The 22,720-nt window shown below is 45.8% G+C and carries 12 protein-coding genes; 7 read left to right on the forward strand and 5 right to left on the reverse strand.

Features of this window, described 5'->3' with window-relative positions:
• Nucleotides 1–53: 53 nt before the first annotated feature.
• Together K6G33_RS08895 and K6G33_RS08900 are read right to left on the reverse strand one after the other, a co-directional pair.
• Nucleotides 54–1,790, reverse strand: a complete 1,737-nt coding sequence (locus K6G33_RS08895) for a cell wall metabolism sensor histidine kinase WalK (RefSeq protein WP_296778491.1) — start codon at nucleotides 1,788–1,790, stop codon at nucleotides 54–56.
• Between the two features lie 5 nt (nucleotides 1,791–1,795).
• A complete protein-coding gene (locus tag K6G33_RS08900; RefSeq protein ID WP_296778494.1) occupies nucleotides 1,796–2,470 on the reverse strand; it encodes a response regulator transcription factor in 675 nt (224 codons plus the stop codon).
• Between the two features lie 346 nt (nucleotides 2,471–2,816).
• Here K6G33_RS08900 and K6G33_RS08905 point away from each other — a divergent pair, with 346 nt between their 5' ends.
• Nucleotides 2,817–5,195, forward strand: coding sequence for a glycoside hydrolase family 11 protein (locus K6G33_RS08905; protein WP_296778496.1), 2,379 nt, complete (start codon nucleotides 2,817–2,819; stop codon nucleotides 5,193–5,195).
• Between the two features lie 73 nt (nucleotides 5,196–5,268).
• Here the strand turns inward: K6G33_RS08905 and K6G33_RS08910 are convergent, their stop codons facing one another.
• Nucleotides 5,269–6,225, reverse strand: coding sequence for a PPK2 family polyphosphate kinase (locus K6G33_RS08910; protein ID WP_296778499.1), 957 nt, complete (start codon nucleotides 6,223–6,225; stop codon nucleotides 5,269–5,271).
• Nucleotides 6,226–6,279: 54 nt separating this feature from the next.
• Nucleotides 6,280–7,257, reverse strand: coding sequence for a DUF4003 family protein (locus K6G33_RS08915; RefSeq protein ID WP_296778500.1), 978 nt, complete (start codon nucleotides 7,255–7,257; stop codon nucleotides 6,280–6,282).
• Nucleotides 7,258–7,745: 488 nt separating this feature from the next.
• Here K6G33_RS08915 and K6G33_RS08920 point away from each other — a divergent pair, with 488 nt between their 5' ends.
• The 6 genes from K6G33_RS08920 (at nucleotide 7,746) to K6G33_RS08945 (ending at nucleotide 19,285) form a co-directional block, all read left to right on the forward strand.
• A complete protein-coding gene (locus K6G33_RS08920) occupies nucleotides 7,746–8,417 on the forward strand; it encodes a GntR family transcriptional regulator (RefSeq protein ID WP_296778503.1) in 672 nt (223 codons plus the stop codon).
• A gap of 13 nt (nucleotides 8,418–8,430) precedes the next feature.
• Entirely contained in the window at nucleotides 8,431–9,480 is a 1,050-nt protein-coding gene (locus K6G33_RS08925; protein ID WP_296778505.1) for a TraB/GumN family protein, read from the forward strand.
• Nucleotides 9,481–9,780: 300 nt separating this feature from the next.
• Nucleotides 9,781–13,704, forward strand: coding sequence for a DNA-directed RNA polymerase subunit beta (gene rpoB, locus K6G33_RS08930; protein ID WP_296778508.1), 3,924 nt, complete (start codon nucleotides 9,781–9,783; stop codon nucleotides 13,702–13,704).
• A gap of 90 nt (nucleotides 13,705–13,794) precedes the next feature.
• Nucleotides 13,795–17,517 (forward strand): DNA-directed RNA polymerase subunit beta', encoded by a 3,723-nt coding sequence (gene rpoC, locus K6G33_RS08935; RefSeq protein ID WP_296778511.1) that lies wholly within the window; start codon nucleotides 13,795–13,797, stop codon nucleotides 17,515–17,517.
• 110 nt (nucleotides 17,518–17,627) lie between these two features.
• On the forward strand, nucleotides 17,628–18,092 hold the full coding sequence (locus tag K6G33_RS08940; RefSeq protein WP_296778512.1) for a GNAT family N-acetyltransferase: 465 nt from the start codon (nucleotides 17,628–17,630) through the stop codon (nucleotides 18,090–18,092).
• Between the two features lie 53 nt (nucleotides 18,093–18,145).
• Nucleotides 18,146–19,285: a family 10 glycosylhydrolase gene (locus tag K6G33_RS08945; protein ID WP_296778515.1), complete on the forward strand. Its 1,140-nt coding sequence runs from the start codon at nucleotides 18,146–18,148 to the stop codon at nucleotides 19,283–19,285.
• A gap of 48 nt (nucleotides 19,286–19,333) precedes the next feature.
• Here the strand turns inward: K6G33_RS08945 and K6G33_RS08950 are convergent, their stop codons facing one another.
• Nucleotides 19,334–22,672 carry a leucine-rich repeat protein gene (locus K6G33_RS08950; RefSeq protein ID WP_296778517.1) on the reverse strand — a complete coding sequence of 1,113 codons (3,339 nt, stop codon included), beginning with the start codon at nucleotides 22,670–22,672 and terminating at the stop codon, nucleotides 19,334–19,336.
• Nucleotides 22,673–22,720 lie beyond the last annotated feature (48 nt).

The following is a 22,720-nucleotide window of genomic DNA, read 5'->3' on the forward strand; positions in this document are numbered from 1 at the left end:
CGGATATTATGAGAATATTATATATCAATACGGCTGATTTGTCAAATTTACGGTCAGAACTCAATAGCCGCAGTAAACCTCTTATCCTTGCAGTTTATCTTGACTTTAAAGCCGTTCTGTGCGGCAGCTGAGGAGGCTATTGCGAGCCCCAGACCGCTGCTGGTCTTGTCGCTTCTTGCCTTGTCGCCCTTGACGAATGGCATGAGCAGGTCATTTGTATCAACGTTCTCAGCGGCATCATTGACAACGGTAAAATGCTTTTTATCGGCGGTTATTCTTATTTCTCCGCCGTCACGGGTGTATTTTACAGCGTTGGAGATGAGGTTCTCGACAGCAGCCATAAGAGTATCCTCGTCGGCAGTAATTTCAGCTCCGCCCTCTATTTTAAGGTTTATGCTCCTCTCCTCAAGGATGGTACGGTATTTCTCTGCGGACCTCTCGGCAAGAGACTTTATATCGACTTTCTTTCTGTTCAGTTTCTTTATCTGTTCTGTTTCGCTCAGCTTCAGCGTTTTAGCGATCATGTCATCGGTGTATGAGACATTCTGCATTATTGAGGCGAGGTATTTAAGCTCCTTCTCATCGCCGCAGTCCTTTCGCATTTCCATGAGATTTTCCGCATAGCCGCCTATGACCGCAAGTGGAGTTTTCAGGTCGTGGGCGAGGTTGTTGGTGAGAGCTCTCTGGTAGTCCTCGAAGGCGTACTGAGCCTTGTTTTTGGCGTTTCTGATAATTGAGAGAACCAGAGCGATAAGTGTGGAAATGATAAATACTATGGCTGTTATGAGAATGTATTTTCTTACAGCGTGTCTGTTCATAAGGTTGATACGGGTAATGCTGATACAGCCGCTTGCGCCGTATTTATTTTCAGCGAGGTCTTCTTTGTGGTAGAAATCATTGGTGTTATCACCATTTCCCTTCATTCCTGATGTGTATTTTTCGGTTTTTACGACCTCGTCGTATTGACGGCTTATTTCGTCGAAGGTTACAGGATCAACGCCCCATATTGAGAAAAAGTTGGCACTGGGATAATCGTCAGGTGAATTTCTGTCAGCTAATTCTATGAGCTTAAAGCCCTCCTCATCGGTGTTTATGACGATATTCTTAGTTCCTATGGAATCGTGTTCTGTTTCGTAAATACTATTTGGCATGAAAACACTGTATTTATCCTTTATTATTTCGAACTCATGGGGGATCATCTGGTTGGTCTCCTCGTTGAGATAAAGGCTTTTCAGATGAAATTCATAGCTGATATTGTTTTCTTTCGTGTCCTTGAAGTATTCTGCAAACAGCTCATTCAGCTCGGGAATATCAAACTCCTCGGGATCGAATTTACAGTAGCGCCTTCCGTCATCTTCGGCGCTGTATCTGAGGATCACCCACATTTTAGCTCTGTTTGACATAATGATATTTCCGTCGCTGTCAAATACCCATTTTGCGCTTGCGCTTTTGGGATCGTCATAGGTAGTACCCATGACGTACTGTCCTGCGCCTGTGTTGAAGAATATTCCGTCTGTGGAGATGACTCTTGATGCGCTTACACACATTGGGAACTCAATAGGTCTGTTCCATGCCTTTTCGGGAGTGTCACCCTTTTCTACCCAGTTGACTAAATTGTTGAAATCCGTGTTATTCTGTGCTTCGGTACGTGACTGTATATAGCTGTGACCGAGGGGGAATATGTTGAAACCTACGAATGCCGTGATAAATATCGGCAGTATCATTGCTTTGGCAAATAATTTTAAAAAGGTGGTGCGTTTTGGCTTGTGTCTGAATAATTTATCTTTCATTCTGCTCACTCCTTTGTCAGCTTATACCCTCGTCCCACAAGCGTTTTTATCTGGCTTCCTGCGCTGCCGAGGGCTTTTCTCAGTTTCTTTATATGGTTATCCACCACGCGGTCGCTTCCGAAGTAGTCGTAGCCCCACACTTTATCAAGGAGGGTGTCACGTGTTACAGCCCAGTTCTCATGCTCTAAGAGATAGCGCAGGATAGCGAACTCCTTCGGGGGAAGCTCGATCTCCGCACCGTCTGCAAAGCAGCGGAGAGTCCTTGTGTCAAGGCTTATCTTACCGCAGGTGAGGGTGTGCTTTATGTCGGAGCTGACAGCACGGCGCACTAAGGCTTCACACTTGCTGTACAGCACCGAGAGCAGAAAGGGCTTTACGATATAGTCGTCACAGCCAAGATCATAGCCGCTGAGTATGTCCTCCTCGCAGCCGCGGGCAGTGATGAATATAACGGGAATGTCGCTTCTCGTGCGCAGCTGTCTGCACAGGGTAAAGCCGTCGGTCCCGGGCAGCATTATGTCTAAGAGCACCAATGCATAGCTGTCTAAGCCGCTTCTGATGATGTCAGATGCTTCGCCGCCGCTGTTCACAACAGTCATCGATGTACCCTTATTTTCAAAATAGTTACGAATGACCTCACATATATCGAGGTCGTCCTCAACGAGAAGAATCTTATCCATAGCACGTGCTCCCTTAATGTTCTGAGCTTATTATAGCTCTGAGGTGTATCCTTTGTGTGTCCTTGCGGAGTTTTTTGTGTGACTTTTGGTCATACCAATTTAAAATGCACATATCAAATATTGTGATTCTATTATAACCATAATATATAAAGATGTCAATTTTTGAATACTATTTGAATAAAATAATAACAATTTTTGAATAAAATCGCAATTTTTGGTTTACATTAAACTTTTATTCACAATTTTTAGCTTGTATTTTTTGTGAATTTATTATATAATTTAGTTATAAATCCCCGATCGGCTCATGTTTTTAGTTGATTATACAGAAAAGGGGGAGTTTAAAACCATGATTTTTAAAGGCTCAAAGCAGTTAATTGCGGGAATTACCGCAGCAGCCATGTGCGTTATGGCTGTATCGCTTAACTTTACGTCTAATCTCAGTTCTAATGCAGCTTCAGATCAAAATGAACAATTCTATATTGACGGCTATCACTATGAGTTTTATAACATGAGCAATATCGGAGAGTGCTCCTTTGAACCCGATAATGAGGGCGGATTCTACGCTGAATGGTCAGGTATCAGGGAGTGCCAGTTCGACAAGGGCATATACGGCAATGAATTGCCTAATGATCCCGAAAGCGTTATAATAAATTACGACCTTGAGTTTAGTCCTCTCACTGACAGCGAGGAGGTCACCGACGGCAGCTCCCGAGTGGGGATATACGGCTGGCTGGTGCCAAAAAGTGCAAGATACAACATTGAATATGCAGTAATTGATTATCAGTGCAATTTCGACACGGAAAACTATGCAAGTATCCTTGGATTACAGAACATAGGCAGCTATGAGCTGGACGGCATGACCTATGATCTGTACAACAAAAAAGCCGATGCAAACGGCTTTTCATTTGACGCAAGCGTTGAGAAGTATTTCAGCTTCAGACGCGACAACAATATCGGCAGCGGTGCTCTGGTAAACCTTAAAAGCTCTATCGACCTTACCAGACACATGGAAGAGTGGCAGAAGCTCGGCATGGAAAAGAGCAATATCTACAGTACCATGCTGGACGTCCGTGCGTGGATGTCAAGCGGCAGCGCAAAGCTCAACAGCTGCGATATTGAAATTACCGAAAGGGAAAGGGAAGCCTTCACCGAGGACGGCTGTTTCTATTTCACAGAGCCTGCTGCAAACGGCGGCGATTACGAAATGAAGCCCCTCGGCGAGGGCGGCTTTGAGGCAAAGTGGGACAGCTATTCCAGTGTCACATTCCGCAAGGGAAGAAGCTTTGCCCAGGCTCCCGTAAACTATAGCAGCGAGGAATGTATCATAGCAGACTATGATATCAGTGTAACACCTGTCAAGTACGGCGATAACGGCGTTATCGACATAGGCGTTCACGGCTGGCTCGATATCGGTGAGGGCAGCGACTGGAAGGACGAATTCAATATAATCCTCGGCAGAAAAAATTATTATTTCCCAAGCAATTACAAGGATTTCCAGAATAATGAAAATGTAATAGAGCTGGGCACCCTTGTGGATAACGGCAGAAAATTCACGCTTTACCGTTCTATCCCTATGCATAACTATACTGCTTTGGGCTTGTCCGAGGCTCCTCCTCATGCAAGATATACCTATTGGAGCGTTGCCGAGGACTGCGCTATGGATAATATCAGTGCTCCTAAGCTAAGCGGAAGGCTCAATATCCGAAAGCACCTTGAAAAATTCATGGAGCAGGCTTCTGCGCTTGAAAGAGTAAGCAATATCAGTGAAATATCCCTTGACCTGTTTACTATGGGCGGCGAGGGCAGTGCAAAGGTGAATGACTTCGATCTGCAACTTGGCAGCGATAACGATGAGGGCGGCAAGGTCACGTTCTCCTCTAAGGGTAATGCCACAGACGCAAACAGTACTATAGATCCCAATGGAGCAGGCGGCTTTTCAAGCAGCTGGAGCGAGGGCGAGTACAAGTCATTCTCAAAGAAGCTTGAAGTTGACGGCGAAATAAATATGGACGAGTTTTCAGTGGACTATGATGCAGATGTGAATGCAAAATCGGTTTCTGGTACGGAATGGTCACTGTGCGCAGCCTGCAAGTCTGCTCAGTCTAATTTTGAATACTATGTTTTTGAAGGCTATGGTGCAAGCTCGGTCAAGACGAATACCAGCGGAAAGGACGGCACAAATGCTGAGCCCTATTCCTTCCTCAAGGATCATGCGGTCATCAAGAAGAATTCCGCTATAATCAACGGCGACAGATACGATCTGTACTATCTGCGCTATAAGGCAGGGGAGGGCGGTCTCGGCGGATATGATATCTACCGCTGCCTGAGCATAAAGCAGAACGCAGGTAATACTATGGGTAAGAAATGTCACCTGAACGGCAGAATAGACTGGTCTAAGCATATCATGGCATGGGACAGCGCAGGGTTCCCTATAGCCCCTGTTGACAGCTGTGAGGTATTCTTTGAGACCAACAGCCCAAGCGGCAATTTCAGCCTCAATATCTGCAAGTTTAATCTGGCAGCAAATGAGGGCAGTATAAAGGGTGACTTTAACGGTGACAGAGCTGTTGACAACTTTGATGTAATAGCTTGCCGAAAAGTGCTCCTCAATCCTGAAAACAGCCCCTATGATACAGAGGCAGGAGATATGAATGGAAACGGAAAGATCGACGTTGGCGACCTTATCATTCTTACTCGCTTTATTCTCGGAGTATCAAAGACCTGACAACTATACCCCTCTAAATATAAAAAGAAGATCTCCTCTGATAGGGAGATCTTCTTTTTATACATTTGGAATATTACTTTTTTGACTTCTTTTTCGCCTTTTTCTTGGGCTCGTCTGCTTTTTTCTCTGATTTATCAGCCTTTCCGCTCTCATACTCTGCCATAGCTTCTTCAAGCACCTTTCTGCACTCGGGGAGCTTTTCGGCTTCCTCGGGAGGAAGTGCAGGATATTCGGGCTTGCAGGCTTTCAGCTCGTTAAGAAGTATCTCTGTGATCAGATACCTTGTATACCACCTCTGGTCTCCCGGAAGCACATACCACGGGCAGTGCTTGGTGGAGGTCATGTTTATGACCTCGTTGAAGCATTTGAGATATGAATCGTATTTATCGCGGACTTTAAGATCGTCTGCGCGGAATTTCCAGTTCTTTTCGGGGAGCTGTATACGCTCAAGAAGCTGTTCTGTCTGCTCCTCCTTTGAGACGTGCAGGAATATCTTCACCATGCGGAAGCTGTTTTCCCGGAGATATTCCTCAAAATTATTGACCTGCTTATAGCGCTTCTCGAAGAATTTCTTTTTGCCGTCATCGAGAATACGGTCAGACATATGATAATTCTTCCATATATCCTCAGCCTGAACTGTGACTAAGTCCTCATAGTGACTGCGGTTGAAAACGGCAATCTCGCCTCTGCGCGGGATATTCTGATGTATGCGCCAGAGATAATCGTGAGCCAGTTCATCAGCGGTAGGAGCTTTATAATAGTGTACCTTTACGCCCATAGGATTCATTCCGCTGAAAACGTACTTGATCGCAGAGTCCTTTCCGGAAGCGTCAAGCGCTTGTATCACAACGATAAGTCCTTCTCTGCCATCGGCGTAGAACTTGTCCTGGAGAGCAATGAGCTCCTGCTTGTTTGCCTCATATTTAGCAATGATGTCATCCTTTTCGACGTTATCCTCCTTGCTGTTTGTAGGGAGTTTTCGTATATCTGTTTTCTTGTTTGCTTCGATGATGTATTTATCAGCCTTCACCTTTGATACCTCCAATAGTACAGTGTTATTTGCATTGCGAGAAACGAAATCGAGCTACTCTGAGAGCACAGGCGCTACCGTCATCATGCTGTAGACCATAACGGAATACAGTGCAGTCTGTCTTGCCGCAAGGAGAGCTCGTCTTTCCTGTTCGTCGCCAACATTTTCGTCGCTGGCATAAGCGGTGATCAGAAGCATGAATGCGTGGCTTACAGGCTCGCTCCTGCCGAATTCGGATAAGTCCGCAATGGAATTATGCTCTGAGAGAAAAGCCTCAACGTCGCTTATATCGCCCAGTATCTCGGCACTTCCGAACTTTGTCATAGCCAGTGCGGCAAGCATTGCAAGCTCATAGTGCTTGCCATACTTGTGTCCCTTTTTGAGCATACTGTCGTACAGCTCCATGAACTTTGCGCACTTGTCCTCGGGCTTTCCGCCTGCCATAGAAAGAACATGAGACACAGTCTGGATACTGTTCTTGTCGGCGCTGTGCTTGAGAAGCTTATAGCTCGCCTCCATATCCTCTATGAGCTCATCGTCGGTCTTTTCGGAGAATGCAAGCATTACCGCAAAAGCCACGTCCTCCTTTGTGGTGAGGATGCGGTGCTCCTTTTTCATGCGGTCGTATATCTGTCTGCCGCGTTTTATATAGCTTTCGGCGGTATTCTTGTCCGTTATCCTCTGGAGCAGCACCGCCATTAATGCAAGGTGCTCGGAATTGGTAAAATACTTCCTAAGCAGGTCGTAGCATTCAAGGCAGCGCTCCATTTCACCCTTTGGATCGTCGCTTATTGACAGCCATGACGCTATCAGCGGTCTTATAGTACTGCGGAAGCTTGACAGCATTTTGTTGTTATCCTTGATAAGAGCCATGCTGTTTTTGAATTTTGAAAGGTCAAAATCCGAATCCGCGGTGCAAATAACGTTTGCACATACAGGGTAAAGAATATCCCTTTCCAGCGGACAGAAATCGGTAAACAGCCCCAGATTGAGCAGATACTTATCACACAGAGTTTCAAGCAGCTCCTTCATGGTGTCCCCCCTTTTTGTGTACATTGATTTACAATTTACAATTATTATATCACATTGCACAGGAAATTTCAATGCAAAAATGCTGATTTTTTCATATTTTTTGGATAAAAACAGCAAAAAGTTACTAAAATCATCAAATATTGCGCTTTTTCTCGCAGAAACGCCCTTTCTTAGAGCGGCGGAATTCGGTAGGAATTAAAGCTTACAGCGGCGGCTTTTGTAGAAAACAGCAAATTTTGAATATTATAACGACATTTTTACACATTATTACTGTTGACTTGAAGTGAAAAATATGCTATAATTTTTCTGTATATAAATTATTTATATTATTTTATAATTTCTTACGGCTGAGAAACCCGCATATACCGTTTGTGTTCAAAAAACGGTGCAGCCAATAAATGTTCAGGTCATATATTTAATATATTTACTTGAAAAATGCTCACTTCGGGCTTTGCAGTCAACTGATTTTTTATGTTAAGGAGGAAGCTATGGGAAACAGTGAATACCGCAAGACTATTGATTATATACTCGACCTTATCAGAAGCGGAATGCTGCAGGTAGGGGACAAGCTTCCGACAGAGCGCAGTATATCGGAAAAGCTCGGCATAAGCCGAAATACTGTCCGCGAAGCGCTCAGGGGACTTGAGATTCTCGGTATTGTCAATGGAAAACAGGGCTCGGGAAATTATCTTACTGATAATATCTCGGATTCTATCGCTTCGGCGATGGACATCATGCTTCTGATGAACAGAACTTCAAAGGAAGAGATATGTTCTTTCAGGAGAAGCATGGAAAAGACCGTGTGCAGCTATCTTATCGCTAAGGGCTGCAGCTCGGAAAACAAACTTAAAATAGTCGCCGCTCTCAACAGGCTCAAGGATTCCGAGGGCACTGAAGAGCAGACTGTGGCAGACAGAGACTTCCACTATTCGCTTATAAACGCTACGGAAAACGGCTTCTGGATAACCTTCATGAACGCTGTATCCGAGGTGTATATGCGCTGGATAGACGATTTCCTGACTACTGCCGACCACGATGTGCGCATGAGACTTCAGGACGCCCATGAGAAAATAGTACAGGGAATAATCACGGGCGACATCGAATTCTGCTTCCGCGCCATTGATGCACACTATAACATAATAGACGAGAGCTTCGGCTAAAGAAAGGGATTTTATGAGGAAAAAGGGTTTCTTTGCCGCTCTTATGGCGGTACTGTTTGCTTTTAGCGCTGCTTCCTGTGATAATGAGCTCCATGTCGATGAAAGACCTAAATCGAGCGTACAGGAAACAACCGCGGCAGAAGGGGAAAAGGGAACTCAGTCGGCTGATACAAATACAATGGCCAACGATATAAACTCATATATCACAGTGAAGGAATCAAAGCCTGCACTGTGGAGGATCACAGACACAAATAGCGGAAACGGGCTTTATGTGCTGGGTATGGTGTATTTTATGACGGATTATACCCTTCCGCTGCCCGACTATGTTATGGACGCTTATAAAAACAGCGATACCATAGCTGTTGAGTACGATATGAGCAATATGTCACAGGATATGGAGCAGATGCAGGAATTCTACAGCCATATGGTCTATACCGACGGCACAAGCATAACCGATCATATCTCCGAGGAGACCTATAACAAGGCGAAGGAATATCTGTCAAAGTATTTCTTCTACAATAATATGATGGACGGCTATTCCGCAAGCTTCTGGGCTTCACAGGTAAATGCCGTGGCTGTTGGAAACGTGAAGAATATTCTCATGGAGACTCTTGATTCGAGATTTGTCACTATGGCAAAAATGGAGAACAAAAAGGTAGTCAGCCTTGCAGACGCGGATTCTCAGCTCAGGGCTATGGACGCAGGTACCGATGAGCTGTCTGATTTTATGATAAGCGATACTATCAGACGTGCAGAGGATATAGGCTTATTCACAAAAACTCTTGCCGAGCAGTACAACCAATGGGCAAGAGGCGACGTCGAGCCCCTTGCTGAGGAGTACTACTGGCTGGATCGCTCGTCAGACCTTGATGACGATTACGAGGCTTATCTTGAGGCTACTCTTTATGCGAAAAACGACAATATAGCCGCAAAGGTCAGGGATTTTCTTGCCGGCGGCGAAAGTCCGTTCATTATCGTGAACGTTACAAGCTTTTCGGGTGAGAAGGGCGTTGACGATATTCTTGCGGCTGAGGGCTACAAGATCGAGAGAGTGGATAAATAACCATTTATACCATATATTACTAAATCGAACAAAAAAAGCGCCGAATGGTTTTTAAATTCGGCGCTTTTTTATAAATCTTCACGGAGCCCCTTGACATGGGACAAAATCTGTATTATAATGTTATAATGTATCAATATGGAATAGTATCGCTATTTTGCAAGATATTATAGCATACATTGCACTGACTTGTCAATAGTTTTCTGCAAAAAAATTCATGATACGATAGCAACAAACAAGAACTGCTCTGTCTGCACTGTGTGCGGCAGCAGGGCAGCAAAAAAATACAAGGAGGTTCCGCCTATGGTGAATGTTACACCTAAGCAGCTGGGAAAGAATGTCAGAATGAGCTTCGGTAAGATTACCGAGCCTCTGGAGATGCCGAACCTTATCGAGGTGCAGAAGAACTCGTATAAGTGGTTCAAGGAGGAGGGTCTTCGTGAAGTATTCCGCGAAATGACCGCTATCACTGATTATAACGGCAATCTCGTCCTCAACTTCAAGGACTATCGCTTTGATGACACTCCCAAATATTCTCTCGCAGAATGTAAATCAAGAGGAGCTACCTATCAGGTCGCTATGAGAGCTACCGCTACACTTGCAAACAAGGAAACAGGTGCGGTAAGTGAGAGCGAGATATATATGGGTGACTTCCCGCTCATGACAGACAGCGGTACTTTCGTTATCAACGGTGCTGAGCGTGTTATCGTTTCTCAGCTCGTTCGTTCCCCGGGTGTTTACTACTCATTCACTAAAGATAAAACAGGTAAGGATCTCTTCAGCTCGCAGATAATCCCTAACCGTGGTGCATGGCTCGAGTATGAACAGGATTCCAACGACGTTGTTTACGTTCGTATTGATAAAAACAGAAAGATCCCGCTCACTACCTTTATAAGAGCTCTGGGCGAGGAGGGTACTGATGAGGAGATCTACGAGATCTTCGGCGACGATGACCGCCTCAAGCAGACTATCCTCCAGAAGGATCAGACCAAGAACCGTTCGGACGCTCTTATCGACGTATACAAGAAGCTCCGTCCGGGCGAACCTCCTACGGTCGAGAGCGCAGTCAGCCACCTCAACAACCTCTTCTTCGAGGCTAAGAGATATGACCTCTGCCGCTTCGGTAGATACAAGTACAACAAGAAGCTCGGCATCGCTTCACGTCTTGCAGGCAGAACCCTTGCTGAGCCTATAATAAATGAGATGACAGGTGAGATACTCGCCGATGCAGGTGAGACTATCTCCTACGACAAGGCTTGTGAGATCGAGCAGGCAGGCGTATACAGCGCTTTCGTAACTGTTGAAGCAAAGGAATACTACACTGACGACCGCGGTGAGACCTCTATCCGCATGGTTGAGAAGGTAGTAAAGGTCATCGGTAACGGCATGGTAGATATCAAGGGCTATGTCGATTTCGATGCTGAAAAGTACGGCATCAACGAGAAGGTATCCTTCAATGTCCTCAAGGAGATCATGGACAGCGCTGCTGACGCTGATGAACTCGAAGAGACAGTTAAGAAGAAGGCAGACGAGCTTTCTCCTAAGTACATCACTCTTGATGATATCAAGGCTTCTATCAGCTACTTCCTCAACCTCTGCGAGGGTGTCGGTACTGTTGATGATATCGACCACCTCGGAAACAGACGTATCAGAAGTGTCGGAGAGCTCCTCCAGAACCAGTTCCGTATCGGTTATACACGTATGGAGCGCGGTATCCGCGAGAGAATGAACCTCCAGACTCAGGACGTGAATACCCTCACTCCTCAGACACTTATTAACATAAGACCTATTTCTTCAGCTATGAAGGAGTTCTTCTGCTCCTCACCACTTTCACAGTTCATGGATCAGAACAACCCTCTTGCCGAGCTTACTCATAAGAGACGTCTTTCAGCCCTCGGACCAGGTGGTCTTTCAAGAGACCGTGCCGGATTTGAGGTTCGTGACGTTCACTACAGCCACTACGGAAGAATGTGTCCTATCGAGACTCCTGAAGGTCCTAACATCGGACTTATCTCCTATCTGGCTACTTTCGCAAGAATAAATGAGTACGGCTTCATCGAGGCTCCTTACAGAAAGGTCGACAAGGCTACAGGCGTTGTTACCAAGGACGTAGTTTACATGACTGCTGATATGGAGGATAACTTCGTTGTTGCTCAGGCTAACGAGCCTCTTACAGAAGATGGCAAGTTCGCAAGACCTCGTGTAAACGCACGTCACCGCGAGCAGATCCTTGAATGTGAACGCGAAAAGGTAGACTACATGGACGTATCTCCTAAGATGGTCGTTTCTGTAGCTACATCAATGATCCCGTTCCTCGAAAACGATGATGCTAACCGTGCCCTCATGGGTTCAAACATGCAGCGTCAGGCAGTTCCGCTCCTCAAGACAGAGCGTCCTTTCGTTGGTACAGGTATGGAATACAAGGCTGCCGTTGACTCGGGCGTATGCGTTGTATCTGCTTACGACGGCAAGATCACTTATGTTGACGCTGACAAGATCACTATGGTGGATACAGACGGCGTTGAGCATAAGTATGAGCTTATCAAGTTCAAGCGCTCCAACCAGGGCACTTGTGTAAATCAGAGACCTATCGTTACAGCAGGCGAGGAAGTAAAGAAGGGTCAGGTACTGGCTGACGGCCCTGCAACTGCTGACGGTGAGATATCCCTCGGTAAGAATGCCCTCATCGGCTTCATGACTTGGGAAGGTTACAACTACGAGGACGCTGTTCTCCTTAACGAGCGCCTTGTAAGAGAAGATGTATTCACATCTGTTCATATAGAAGAATACGAGATCGAGTGCCGTGATACAAAGCTCGGACCCGAAGAGATCACAAGAGATATCCCGAACGTGGGCGATGACGCTCTCGCAAACCTCGACGAAAACGGTATCATCCGTATCGGTTCTGAGGTAAATTCAGGCGATATCCTCGTTGGTAAGGTAACTCCTAAGGGCGAAACAGAGCTCACCGCTGAGGAAAGACTCCTCCGCGCTATCTTCGGTGAGAAGGCAAGAGAAGTACGTGATAATTCACTTAAAGTACCTCACGGTGAATCAGGTGTCATTGTTGACGTTAAGGTGTTCACACGTGATAACTGCGACGAGCTCTCAGCAGGCGTTAATATGCGCGTTGTCTGCTATATCGCTCAGAAGCGTAAGATCACTGTCGGCGATAAGATGGCCGGTCGTCACGGTAACAAGGGTGTCGTTTCACGTATACTCCCTGAGGAGGATATGCCGTTCCTTCCTGACGGTACTCCGCTCGATATTGTGCTGAATCCTCTCGGCGTTCCTTCACGAATGAATATCGGTCAGGTACTTGAAGTACACCTCGGTATGGCTTGTAAGGCTCTTGGCTGGCATATCATGACTCCTGTATTCGACGGCGCACACGAAGGCGATATCCGTGAGTGCTTCAAGATGGCTAATGAACACGCTCAGGAGCACAAGGACGATATGTTCGAGCTCAAGGCTATGGACAAGGTAATTAATCCTAATGCTCTGGAATTCACAGAGGATTGTAAGTTTACTCTCTACGACGGACGTACAGGTGAAAAGTTCGATAACCGCGTAACTGTGGGCTATATGTACTACCTCAAGCTCCACCACCTCGTTGATGATAAGATCCACGCACGTTCCGTTGGTCCTTACGCTCTCGTTACTCAGCAGCCTCTGGGCGGTAAAGCTCAGTTCGGCGGTCAGCGTTTCGGAGAGATGGAAGTTTGGGCTCTTGAAGCTTACGGTGCAGCTTACACCCTTCAGGAGATCCTTACTGTCAAGTCTGATGATACTATCGGCCGTGTAAACACTTATGAGGCTATCGTAAAGGGTCAGAACGTTCCTACACCTGGTATTCCTGAATCATTCAAGGTACTTATCAAGGAAATGCAGTCACTCTGTCTCGATGTCAAGGTTCTCGACATCAATCAGGAAGAGATCGACCTCAAGCAGAACTTCGACGACGACGATCCGATGCCTTCACGCGAATCCTTCGCTGATGAGGATACTGCCGACAGCACAAGCTACTCCGACAGCGATATCGGTGACGCAGGCTTCTCCTTCGACGAAGAGGACGGAGAAGACGGAGATTCCTTCGATGGCGTTGACAAGGACGATGAGTTCAGCTTCGACGACGGCGAGGAGGATGACTTCAGCTTCGACGATGACGAGGAGGACGGAGACTTCTATAATAGTCTCGATATCGACGATCCTTCAGATGAGGACTAATATATAATCAGTAATTCAGATACGCTTCGCACCCGACGGTCGGTATGACCGCGGTGCGGCGCGGTATAATGTAAATTTGCAGGAGGTAGCATGGAATTTACAACTTTTGAATCAATAAAGATAGGTCTTGCTTCGCCTGAGCAGATCAGAAGCTGGTCTTACGGCGCTGTTGAAAGACCTGAAACTATAAATTACAGAACACAGAAGCCTGAGCGTGACGGTCTTTTCTGTGAGAGGATCTTCGGACCTACAAAGGACTGGGAGTGCCACTGCGGAAAATTCAAGAAGATACGCTTCAAGGGCAAGGTCTGTGACCGCTGCGGCGTTGAGGTCACAAGAGCAAGAGTAAGACGTGAGAGAATGGGTCACATCGAGCTCGCAGCTCCTGTTTCTCACATCTGGTACTTCAAGGGTACACCTTCACGTATCGGTCAGGTCCTCGAAGTTTCACAGAAGAGACTTGAGGAAGTCCTTTACTTCACAAAATATATCGTTACCGATCCCGGTAACACAGAGCTTATAAAGAAGCAGCTCCTCTCAGAGAAGGAGTACCTCTCATACCTCGAAAAGTACGGCGACGACTTCAAGGCTGAGATGGGAGCTGAGGCTATAAGAAAGCTCCTTAACGAGTACGATCCCGCAAGATATGACGCTCAGAAGCAGAGACTTGTCGAAATGGGCAAGGTATCTCTCGGCGGCAAGAAGATCGAGTGCTTCAACAAGCCGACTGAGTGTGAGTGTGAGGAGTGCCAGAAGTTCAGAGAGCTGGAAGATATCGACTGGAAGAACAACCTTGAACTCGTTGCTGACGATCTCAAGGCTGAGCTTGTTGGTCTCCCAAGCGGTCAGAAGAAGGTCAAGCTCCTCAAGAGGCTCCAGATCATCGAGGCATTCCGTCTTTCAGGCAACAAGCCTGAGTGGATGATACTCAGCGTAGTACCTGTTATTCCGCCTGATATCCGTCCTATGATAATGCTCGACGGCGGACGTTACGCAACTTCAGACCTTAACGACCTCTACAGAAGAGTTATCAACAGAAACAACCGTCTCAAGAGAATGTTAGAGCTCGACGCTCCTGACATCATCGTAAGAAACGAGAAGCGTATGCTTCAGGAAGCTGTTGACGCTCTCATAGATAACGGCAGACACGGCAGACCTGTTACAGGTCCGAGCAACCGTGCCCTCAAATCTCTTTCCGATATGCTTAAAGGTAAGCAGGGACGTTTCCGTCAGAACCTTCTCGGTAAGCGTGTTGACTACTCGGGACGTTCTGTTATCGTCGTTGGACCTGAGCTCAAGATGTATCAGTGCGGTCTCCCTAAGGAGATGGCTCTCGAGCTCTTCAAGCCGTTCGTATTAAAGAGACTCGTTGATAAAAAGGCTATCGCTAATATAAAGAGCGCTAGAAAGCTCATCGACCGTGCAGACAACAAGGTTTGGGACGCTCTTGAAGACGTTATCAAGGATCACCCTGTAATGCTCAACCGTGCCCCCACGCTTCACAGACTTGGTATCCAGGCATTCGAGCCTATCCTTGTTGAGGGTCGTGCTATCAAGCTCCACCCACTGGTATGTTCTGCATTCAACGCTGACTTCGACGGCGACCAGATGGCTGTACATCTCCCACTGTCCGCAGAAGCTCAGGCTGAGGCTCGTTTCCTCATGCTCGCAGCAAATAACCTCCTCAAGCCTTCGGACGGTAAGCCTGTTGCCGTTCCTTCACAGGATATGGTACTCGGTTCTTACTACCTAACTATGGATAAGCCGGGTGAGCCGGGCGAGGGCAAGGTATTCCGCGACGTGAACGAAGCTCTTATGGCTTATCACGAGCACGATGTATCTCTCCACGCTAATATCAAGGTAAAGATCACAAAGGATATCGGCGACAAGAAGGTATCAAAGATCATCGACGCTACTGTCGGAAGACTTATTTTCAACGAGAATATCCCGCAGAATCTCGGATATGTTGACAGAACAAACTCAGACAAGCAGTTCGACCTCGAGGTCGCATTCCTCGTAGGCAAGAAGCAGCTCTCCGATATCATCGAGCGCTGCATAAAGATACACGGCACAACAACTACTTCCGAAGTTCTTGACCGTATCAAGGCTCTCGGCTATAAGTACTCAACAAGAGCAGCTCTTACCGTTGCGGTATGTGACGCTACTATACCACCTCAGAAGAAGGATATCCTTGCCGAAGCTGATGCAGAGGTCGCAGAGATCACTTCTGAGTACGAGTACGGATATATCTCCGAGCAGGAGAAATCAAAGAAGATCATCGCTCTCTGGACAGATACCAACGACCGAGTTACAGCTGCACTGAAGGCAAACTTCGACAGATACAATCCTATCTGGATGATGGCTGACTCAGGTGCCCGTGGTTCTATCTCACAGATCCGTCAGCTTGCAGGAATGCGTGGACTTATCGCTAACACATCCGGTGCTGTCATCGAGATCCCGATCAGAGCTAACTACCGTGAAGGTCTTAACATCTTGGAGTACTTTATCGCGTCACGAGGTGCGAGAAAGGGTCTTGCTGATACCGCTCTCCGTACCGCTGACTCAGGTTACCTTACACGTCGTCTCGTTGACGTTTCTCAGGACGTTATTATCCGTGAGGACGACTGCGGAACAACAGAAGGTATCGAGGTATTCGAGATCAAGAACGGCAACGAGATCGTTGAGCCGTTCGAGGAGCGTCTTGTAGGCAGATTCCTTGCTGAGGATCTCCACAACGAGTCTGGTGAGCTCATCGTTTCACGCAACAAGCTCATCACAGACGCTGACGCTAAGAAGATCGCTGACGCAGGTGTTGAAAGGATCAAGATCCGTTCAGTCCTTACCTGTAAGTCAAGAACAGGTGTCTGCGCTAAGTGCTACGGTGCTAACCTTGCAAACAACAATATGGTTTCCGTCGGTGAAGCTGTTGGTATCATCGCTGCTCAGTCTATCGGTGAGCCTGGTACACAGCTTACCATGAGAACCTTCCATACCGGTGGTGTTGCTTCTGCCGACGCTGAAGATATCACACAGGGTCTCCCTCGTGTTGAGGAACTTTTCGAGAGCAGACGTCCTAAGGGTGCTGCTATCCTTTCAAGGATCAACGGAAAGATTCACATCGAAGAAGTCAAGACTACAAGAAATATCATTGTAAGCAACGACGAAACAGGCGAATCTGAGAGCTATATGATCCCATATAACCTCAAGATCAGAGTTCAGGAGGGCGAGGTCATCGAAAAGGGTACCCGTCTTACTGAAGGTAACATCTATCCTGCTGATATCCTCAATATCCTCGGAACACAGGCTGTTCAGAACTACATCATCAATGAAGTTCAGAAGGTTTACCGTTTACAGGGTGTTGATATCAACGATAAGCACATCGAAGTTATCGTTCGTCAGATGCTCCGCAAGATCAAGGTCGAGGAAACAGGCAGCAGCTATCTGCTCCCCGGTACTCTCGTTGACAGCAAGGAGATCGACGCTATCAATGAAGAGCTTCAGGCACGTATCGACGCAGGCGAGTACGATGTACAGCTTGTTCAGACAAGTCCTGTCCTTCAGGGTATCACTAAGGCTTCATCAAATTCAGACAGCTTCATGTCAGCAGCTTCATTCCAGGAGACTACAAAGGCTCTTACAGATGCTGCTATCAGAGGAAAGAGCGACCGACTCCTTGGTCTTAAGGAGAACGTTATCATCGGTAAGCTCATTCCTGCTGGTACAGGTATGGAGTGCTACAGAAACGTTGAGGTCGTTAAGAACGAAGGCTACGGCGAGCACAATACAGCTGCTCCGATGTCTAACCAGATATAACGCAAAAGCTCCCGATATTTCGGGAGCTTTTTTAGTTGAAACAGAGTTGAAGTATTTTGTCGTGTTTGATCTGTCGTCGCAGATCTCAAGTATAAAAAGGAGCATGAAACATGGATATAAAACTTGAACGAATCGGTATTGATGACTGCGAAAAGCTCTGGAAAATGCAGGTAGAAGCCTTTTCCGAGCTGCTTGAAAAATATCAGGACTACGACACAAGTCCTGCAAATGAGCCTATGAGCAGAGTGGCAGCAAGACTGGATCAGCCGTTTACATATTATTACTTCATAATTGACGGCGAAACGCCCGTGGGAGCTGTTCGCGTTGTGGATATGAAGGACGGCAGTCCCAAGCGTATTTCTCCGATATTTATAATGAAAGAATTCAGAAGAAATGGCTATGCAAAGGCTGCTTTGAGAGCTGCCGAGGAGATACACGGCTCTGAAAACTGGTCGCTGGATACTATCTTGCAGGAAAAGGGAAACTGCTGTCTGTATGAGAAAATGGGCTATCGCAGAACCAATGAGACAACGCATATTAATGAGCGAATGACCATTATTGGCTACAAAAAATAGCTCTTTGTCATATCATGTTCGATCACTGAATATAATTCAGTGAGGTGAGATGAATGAAAAAGTTCATTGCAGCTGCCTGTGCAGCTGCTATTTGTTTGAGTGGGTGCTCTGCTGTGAAAAGTGACAGCGGTCTACAGCGAACTGCCGAATATAATGAATCACTTGCACCTGAGAGCTGCGGCACGAAATATGTTCCGATGAATTTCCGCGAGCAGGTGGGAGTATGGCTTCCGTATGTTAAATTTCCCGAGATAATGCAGGGCAAGAATGCTGACGGTTTCCGAAAAGCGCTGGGAGAGTTCCTTGAAGATGCGGCAGCTGATAATGTCAACACCCTGTACTTCCACGTACACCCCATGGGAGATTCATACTACAGCTCAGAGATATATCCCACGGGAGTATACCTTGACGGCGGATTTGATGCGCTTGGAATAGTTCTTGATGAAGCTCATAAACGTGGAATATCTGTCCATGCGTGGATAAATCCTCTTCGTATGCAAACCGATGAGGTCATGAGAACTCTGCCTGATGATTACATCATAAAGAGGTGGATAAACGACGGTGAACCCTATGTCAAAAACGTGAACGGCAGGTGGTATCTTGACCCTGCGTATGAGGAATCAGTTGAGCTGATGACGAGGACAGTCAGTGAGATACTTGATAATTACAGGGTAGACGGTTTGCAGATAGATGATTACTTTTATCCTACGACCGACCCTGAGTTCGACCGTGAAGCTTTTGAAGCGAGCGGCTGCACTGATCTTGCTGAATGGCGTACAGGAAACGTTGACCGCTTTGTAAAGGCGATATACGACACTGTGAAATCACGGGACGAAAGACTTGTTTTCGGCATAAGTCCGCAGGGAAATATCAGAGTTGACTATGATACTCAGTATGCAGATGTGAGACTCTGGGGCGGAGAAAAGGGCTACTGCGATTATATCGTTCCGCAGATCTATTACGGATTCGAGAATGTGAACAGTCCATTTCTGCCTACGCTCGACGAATGGGTGGAGCTTGTAGGAGACAGCGGAGTTTCACTGATAATCGGGCTTGCTGCCTATAAACTGGGACGAGAGGACAAATGGGCAGGCGAAGCCGCCGAGCTGGAATGGATAAACGATCCCGACATTATCCGCAAGCAGATTGAAGCGGTAAAGAAGTCGGCTGCGGACGGATATGCACTCTACTGAGTAGGGGATATAAAGAAAGATGCCTGAATTTCTCAGGCATCTTTTTGCTTATTTTTTGTCTTTAAGGTAATCGTCTATAGATTTCACATTATCTGAAGTAGTTGACTCGTAAGCGTAGTATGCAAGTATCTTTGAAGCATCAATTGAGTTGATAGCACCGTCATGGTCAACGTCTGCGGCAGCTTTCTGTCTGTCAGAGTAACCGCCTTTCTGATCTGTGGAATTTTTAGCGTAATATGCGAGTACGGAAGATGCGTCAATAGAATTTATCATGCCGTCGTTATTTACGTCACCGAGGGAATAAGCTTTTCCGAGCGAGCTGAACTTATAGCCGTTTTTTAATGCGTACTCTTCGGCTGTGGAGTCATCATAGCCGTATATAGTTCCGCTGAAGTTAACGACCTTATCGCCGTCATCAGAAAAACTTATGGAGTTGCAGATAATTTCAGGATAGTTGAAAGAGAAGTCACAGTCAGGGTTCAGGATCGTCACTGATTCAAGTGAAGCACATAATGAAAACGCATTATATTCTATACTCTGAATATTTGCAGGTATAACAACATTTTTCAGTGAATTGCAGGATTCAAACTCATGTGAAATAATTGTAGTTGCATCAGGAGCTAATATTATGTTTTCAAGTGAAGAGCATCCGTAGAAAGTTGAGTCGTATTCGAGAGTTGTACCTTTGGGGATATTTACAGATTTAAGGGAAGAGCAGCCGCTGAATGCACGACTGCCTATCTGCACAATGCTGTCAGGAAGAGTTACGGATTCGATGAATATATTGTGATCGAATGCATTATCTGCAATGCACTTTATGCCGTCCTTTATAGTTACGTTGGGGTAGTCTGACAATATTCCCCTCATTTCGTAAAAGGCTGAACCGCAGTAAACAGGACCGTTTGGATAATAGCGCAGCCACGGAGTATCGTAAAGTACGTTTGAGCCGAAGTGGATCAGATTTTTTGAAAATACTATCTTTCTGAGCCCTTTACAGTTGTAAAACGCCATATCGTGAATATGTGTAACGCTGTCAGGGATCATCACGTTGTTGAGCTTATCGCATTTTTCAAAGGCTGAATTAAAGATCATTTCGAGACTGTCAGGGAATGTGATGCTTACAAGCTTGTCACAGTCATAGAATGCACAGTTACCGATGTATTTTATGCTTTCGGGAACTATGTAGCTGGTGTCGGGGTGGTTTGGTGGGAAATATTTAAGGAGCGAGTTGTCTTCTATCAGCACACCGTTGATACTGCTGTATTTTTCATTTCCCTTAGCAACGTTGACAGCTTCGAGCGAAGAGCAGCCTTCAATTGAATCCGGGAAATACTTTACTGATGCAGGCACATATATCTTAGTGAGCTCGGAGCAGTTATTAAATGCATAGTCATCAACTTTTACGACGGTATCAGGGATATTTAATTCACCTGATACCTTTGTTGAGCATCTCAGCAGATGTGCCTTATCGCTGGTGTACAGCACACCGTTTTCCACGATATAAGATTTGTTGTCCTTATCGACTTCAATATCGGTAATTTTTTCGATGCCGTTCAGACAAGTATTTAGTTCAGTGATATTTGCAGGGATCTTTATGCTTTTAGTATTGTAATTGAATATAAATAACGTGCTTATTTCTGTAACAGGGAGACCGTTCAGGGTATTCGGGATAGTGATATCTTCTTCCTCGCTTATGCATGACACTATTACAGCGTGATCCTTGAATTCGACCCATCTCCATGTATCGTCATCTTTTAATTCGCCGTCACCGAATAAACTGGGGGAAGAATAGTTGCCAAGAGAAGTGAAATTGTGTCCGTTTTCCTCGGCGTATTTCTGTGCGGAGGAATCCTCATATCCGCAGATAGTACCTGTAAATTCAGTTATTTCATCAAGAGAATGATCCTGCTCCTGCTTGAAAGGTTCGTTTATAGTGCAATAGGTACAGTTGAAAGTAACTGATCTCAGCGAGGAACAGTTTGTTAAGCAGCCGTCTGATACATTGATGATATTTTGAGGGATATCTATTTCTTCGAGTGATGAGCAGCCATAAAATGTAAATGACTCAATTTCAGAGAGATTTTGCGGGAGTGTGATGCTTTTCAGGGAAGAACAGTCCATAAATGCGCAGTAGCCTATTTTAGTCAGGCTGTCGGGGAGGTTTATCTCGGTAAGGTCCACGCAGCCGCAGAGAGCATACGGCCCGATATACTTTATGCCTTCGGGAAGGACTACGGAAACGACATTTTTATTGCACGGCTCGTAATCCTCGCCATCGGTGTTGAAAGCGTAATCGGATATGCCGACAGTTCCCTCCTTTACAGTAACAGTGGAGTTCTTCGGCAGCTGACCCTTTATCCTGTATAATACCTTTCCAATGTATATTGCACCATCGGGCTGCTTGTCGAACCACGGAGTACTGAGCATAGCACTGCTGTGGATATCGGTAATATTTTTGGAAAAGGTAATATCGGAAAGACTTTTGCATTCATTGAATGCGTTGATCTCTATTTTGGTAACACTGTCAGGGATAACAACACCGTTGAGCTTGATGCAGTTCTCGAAAGCGGCGATGCCAATGACTTCAAGAGAGTCCGGTAAATTCACGGCCTCGAGGTTAAAGGAGTTCTCAAAGGCACAGGAAGATATGAGAGTAACGCCGTTTGGGATCGTATAGCTGCTGTTTTTGCTGCCGTTGGGGTACTTGTACAGTATATCCTTGTGGTAATCGAACAGTACGCCGTCAACGGTAGAATAATAAAGGTTTTTTTCATCGACATTGATGCTTTCAAGGCTATCGCAGTTGATAAACGCCTCATTTCCCATACTCTTTACAGTGGAGGGGATATTAACTTTTTTCAGCTTGCTGCAATATGAGAAAGCTCCGTCCTCTATGCGTGTGACCGTATCAGGGACAGTGATCTCTGCTGCTTCGTGAGATAAACATTTTATGAGCTTTGTCTTGTTGGAATTATAAATGATATCGTTTTCTGTAATAAAGCTCGTATTGTCCTTGTCTATCTCAACTCTGGCGAGCTTTGGGCAGTATTTCAGTGAAATGTCTATATCAGTAACTGTGGACGGAATAAAAATTTCTTCAATTGTTGATGCTTTTAACCAGAAAACGTCCTCTGTCAGAGCAGTAACAGGAAGTCCCTCAATTGAAGATGGGATAGTAACCTTTGGCTGATTGCTGAAATATTTTGTTATTATGACATGATCTCCGAAATTCTTCCATTCCCATGTATCGTTTGAAGCTTCCTTGTATTCGCCGATGCTGTCAGATGAATACACTGCCTCAGAAGTATACGGTATCATGATATTACAGCCTGTACCTGTTAAAGCGAGGGCTGCTGCACATATAATACTGATGAATTTTTTCTTCATATAACACCTCTCAGAATAATTTGTACATTTATTATAAACCTTTTGTTA

The organism is Ruminococcus sp. (assembly GCF_024691275.1).
Lineage (GTDB): Bacteria > Bacillota > Clostridia > Oscillospirales > Ruminococcaceae > Ruminococcus.

Coding starts and splice junctions, on each gene's coding strand:
- K6G33_RS08895 (WP_296778491.1), bottom strand. CDS start 1,790: ATGAAAGATAAATTATTCAGACACAAGCCAAAACGCACCACCTTTTTA.
- K6G33_RS08900 (WP_296778494.1), bottom strand. CDS start 2,470: ATGGATAAGATTCTTCTCGTTGAGGACGACCTCGATATATGTGAGGTC.
- K6G33_RS08905 (WP_296778496.1), top strand. CDS start 2,817: ATGATTTTTAAAGGCTCAAAGCAGTTAATTGCGGGAATTACCGCAGCA.
- K6G33_RS08915 (WP_296778500.1), bottom strand. CDS start 7,257: ATGAAGGAGCTGCTTGAAACTCTGTGTGATAAGTATCTGCTCAATCTG.
- K6G33_RS08920 (WP_296778503.1), top strand. CDS start 7,746: ATGGGAAACAGTGAATACCGCAAGACTATTGATTATATACTCGACCTT.
- K6G33_RS08925 (WP_296778505.1), top strand. CDS start 8,431: ATGAGGAAAAAGGGTTTCTTTGCCGCTCTTATGGCGGTACTGTTTGCT.
- rpoB (WP_296778508.1), top strand. CDS start 9,781: ATGGTGAATGTTACACCTAAGCAGCTGGGAAAGAATGTCAGAATGAGC.
- rpoC (WP_296778511.1), top strand. CDS start 13,795: ATGGAATTTACAACTTTTGAATCAATAAAGATAGGTCTTGCTTCGCCT.
- K6G33_RS08940 (WP_296778512.1), top strand. CDS start 17,628: ATGGATATAAAACTTGAACGAATCGGTATTGATGACTGCGAAAAGCTC.
- K6G33_RS08945 (WP_296778515.1), top strand. CDS start 18,146: ATGAAAAAGTTCATTGCAGCTGCCTGTGCAGCTGCTATTTGTTTGAGT.
- K6G33_RS08950 (WP_296778517.1), bottom strand. CDS start 22,672: ATGAAGAAAAAATTCATCAGTATTATATGTGCAGCAGCCCTCGCTTTA.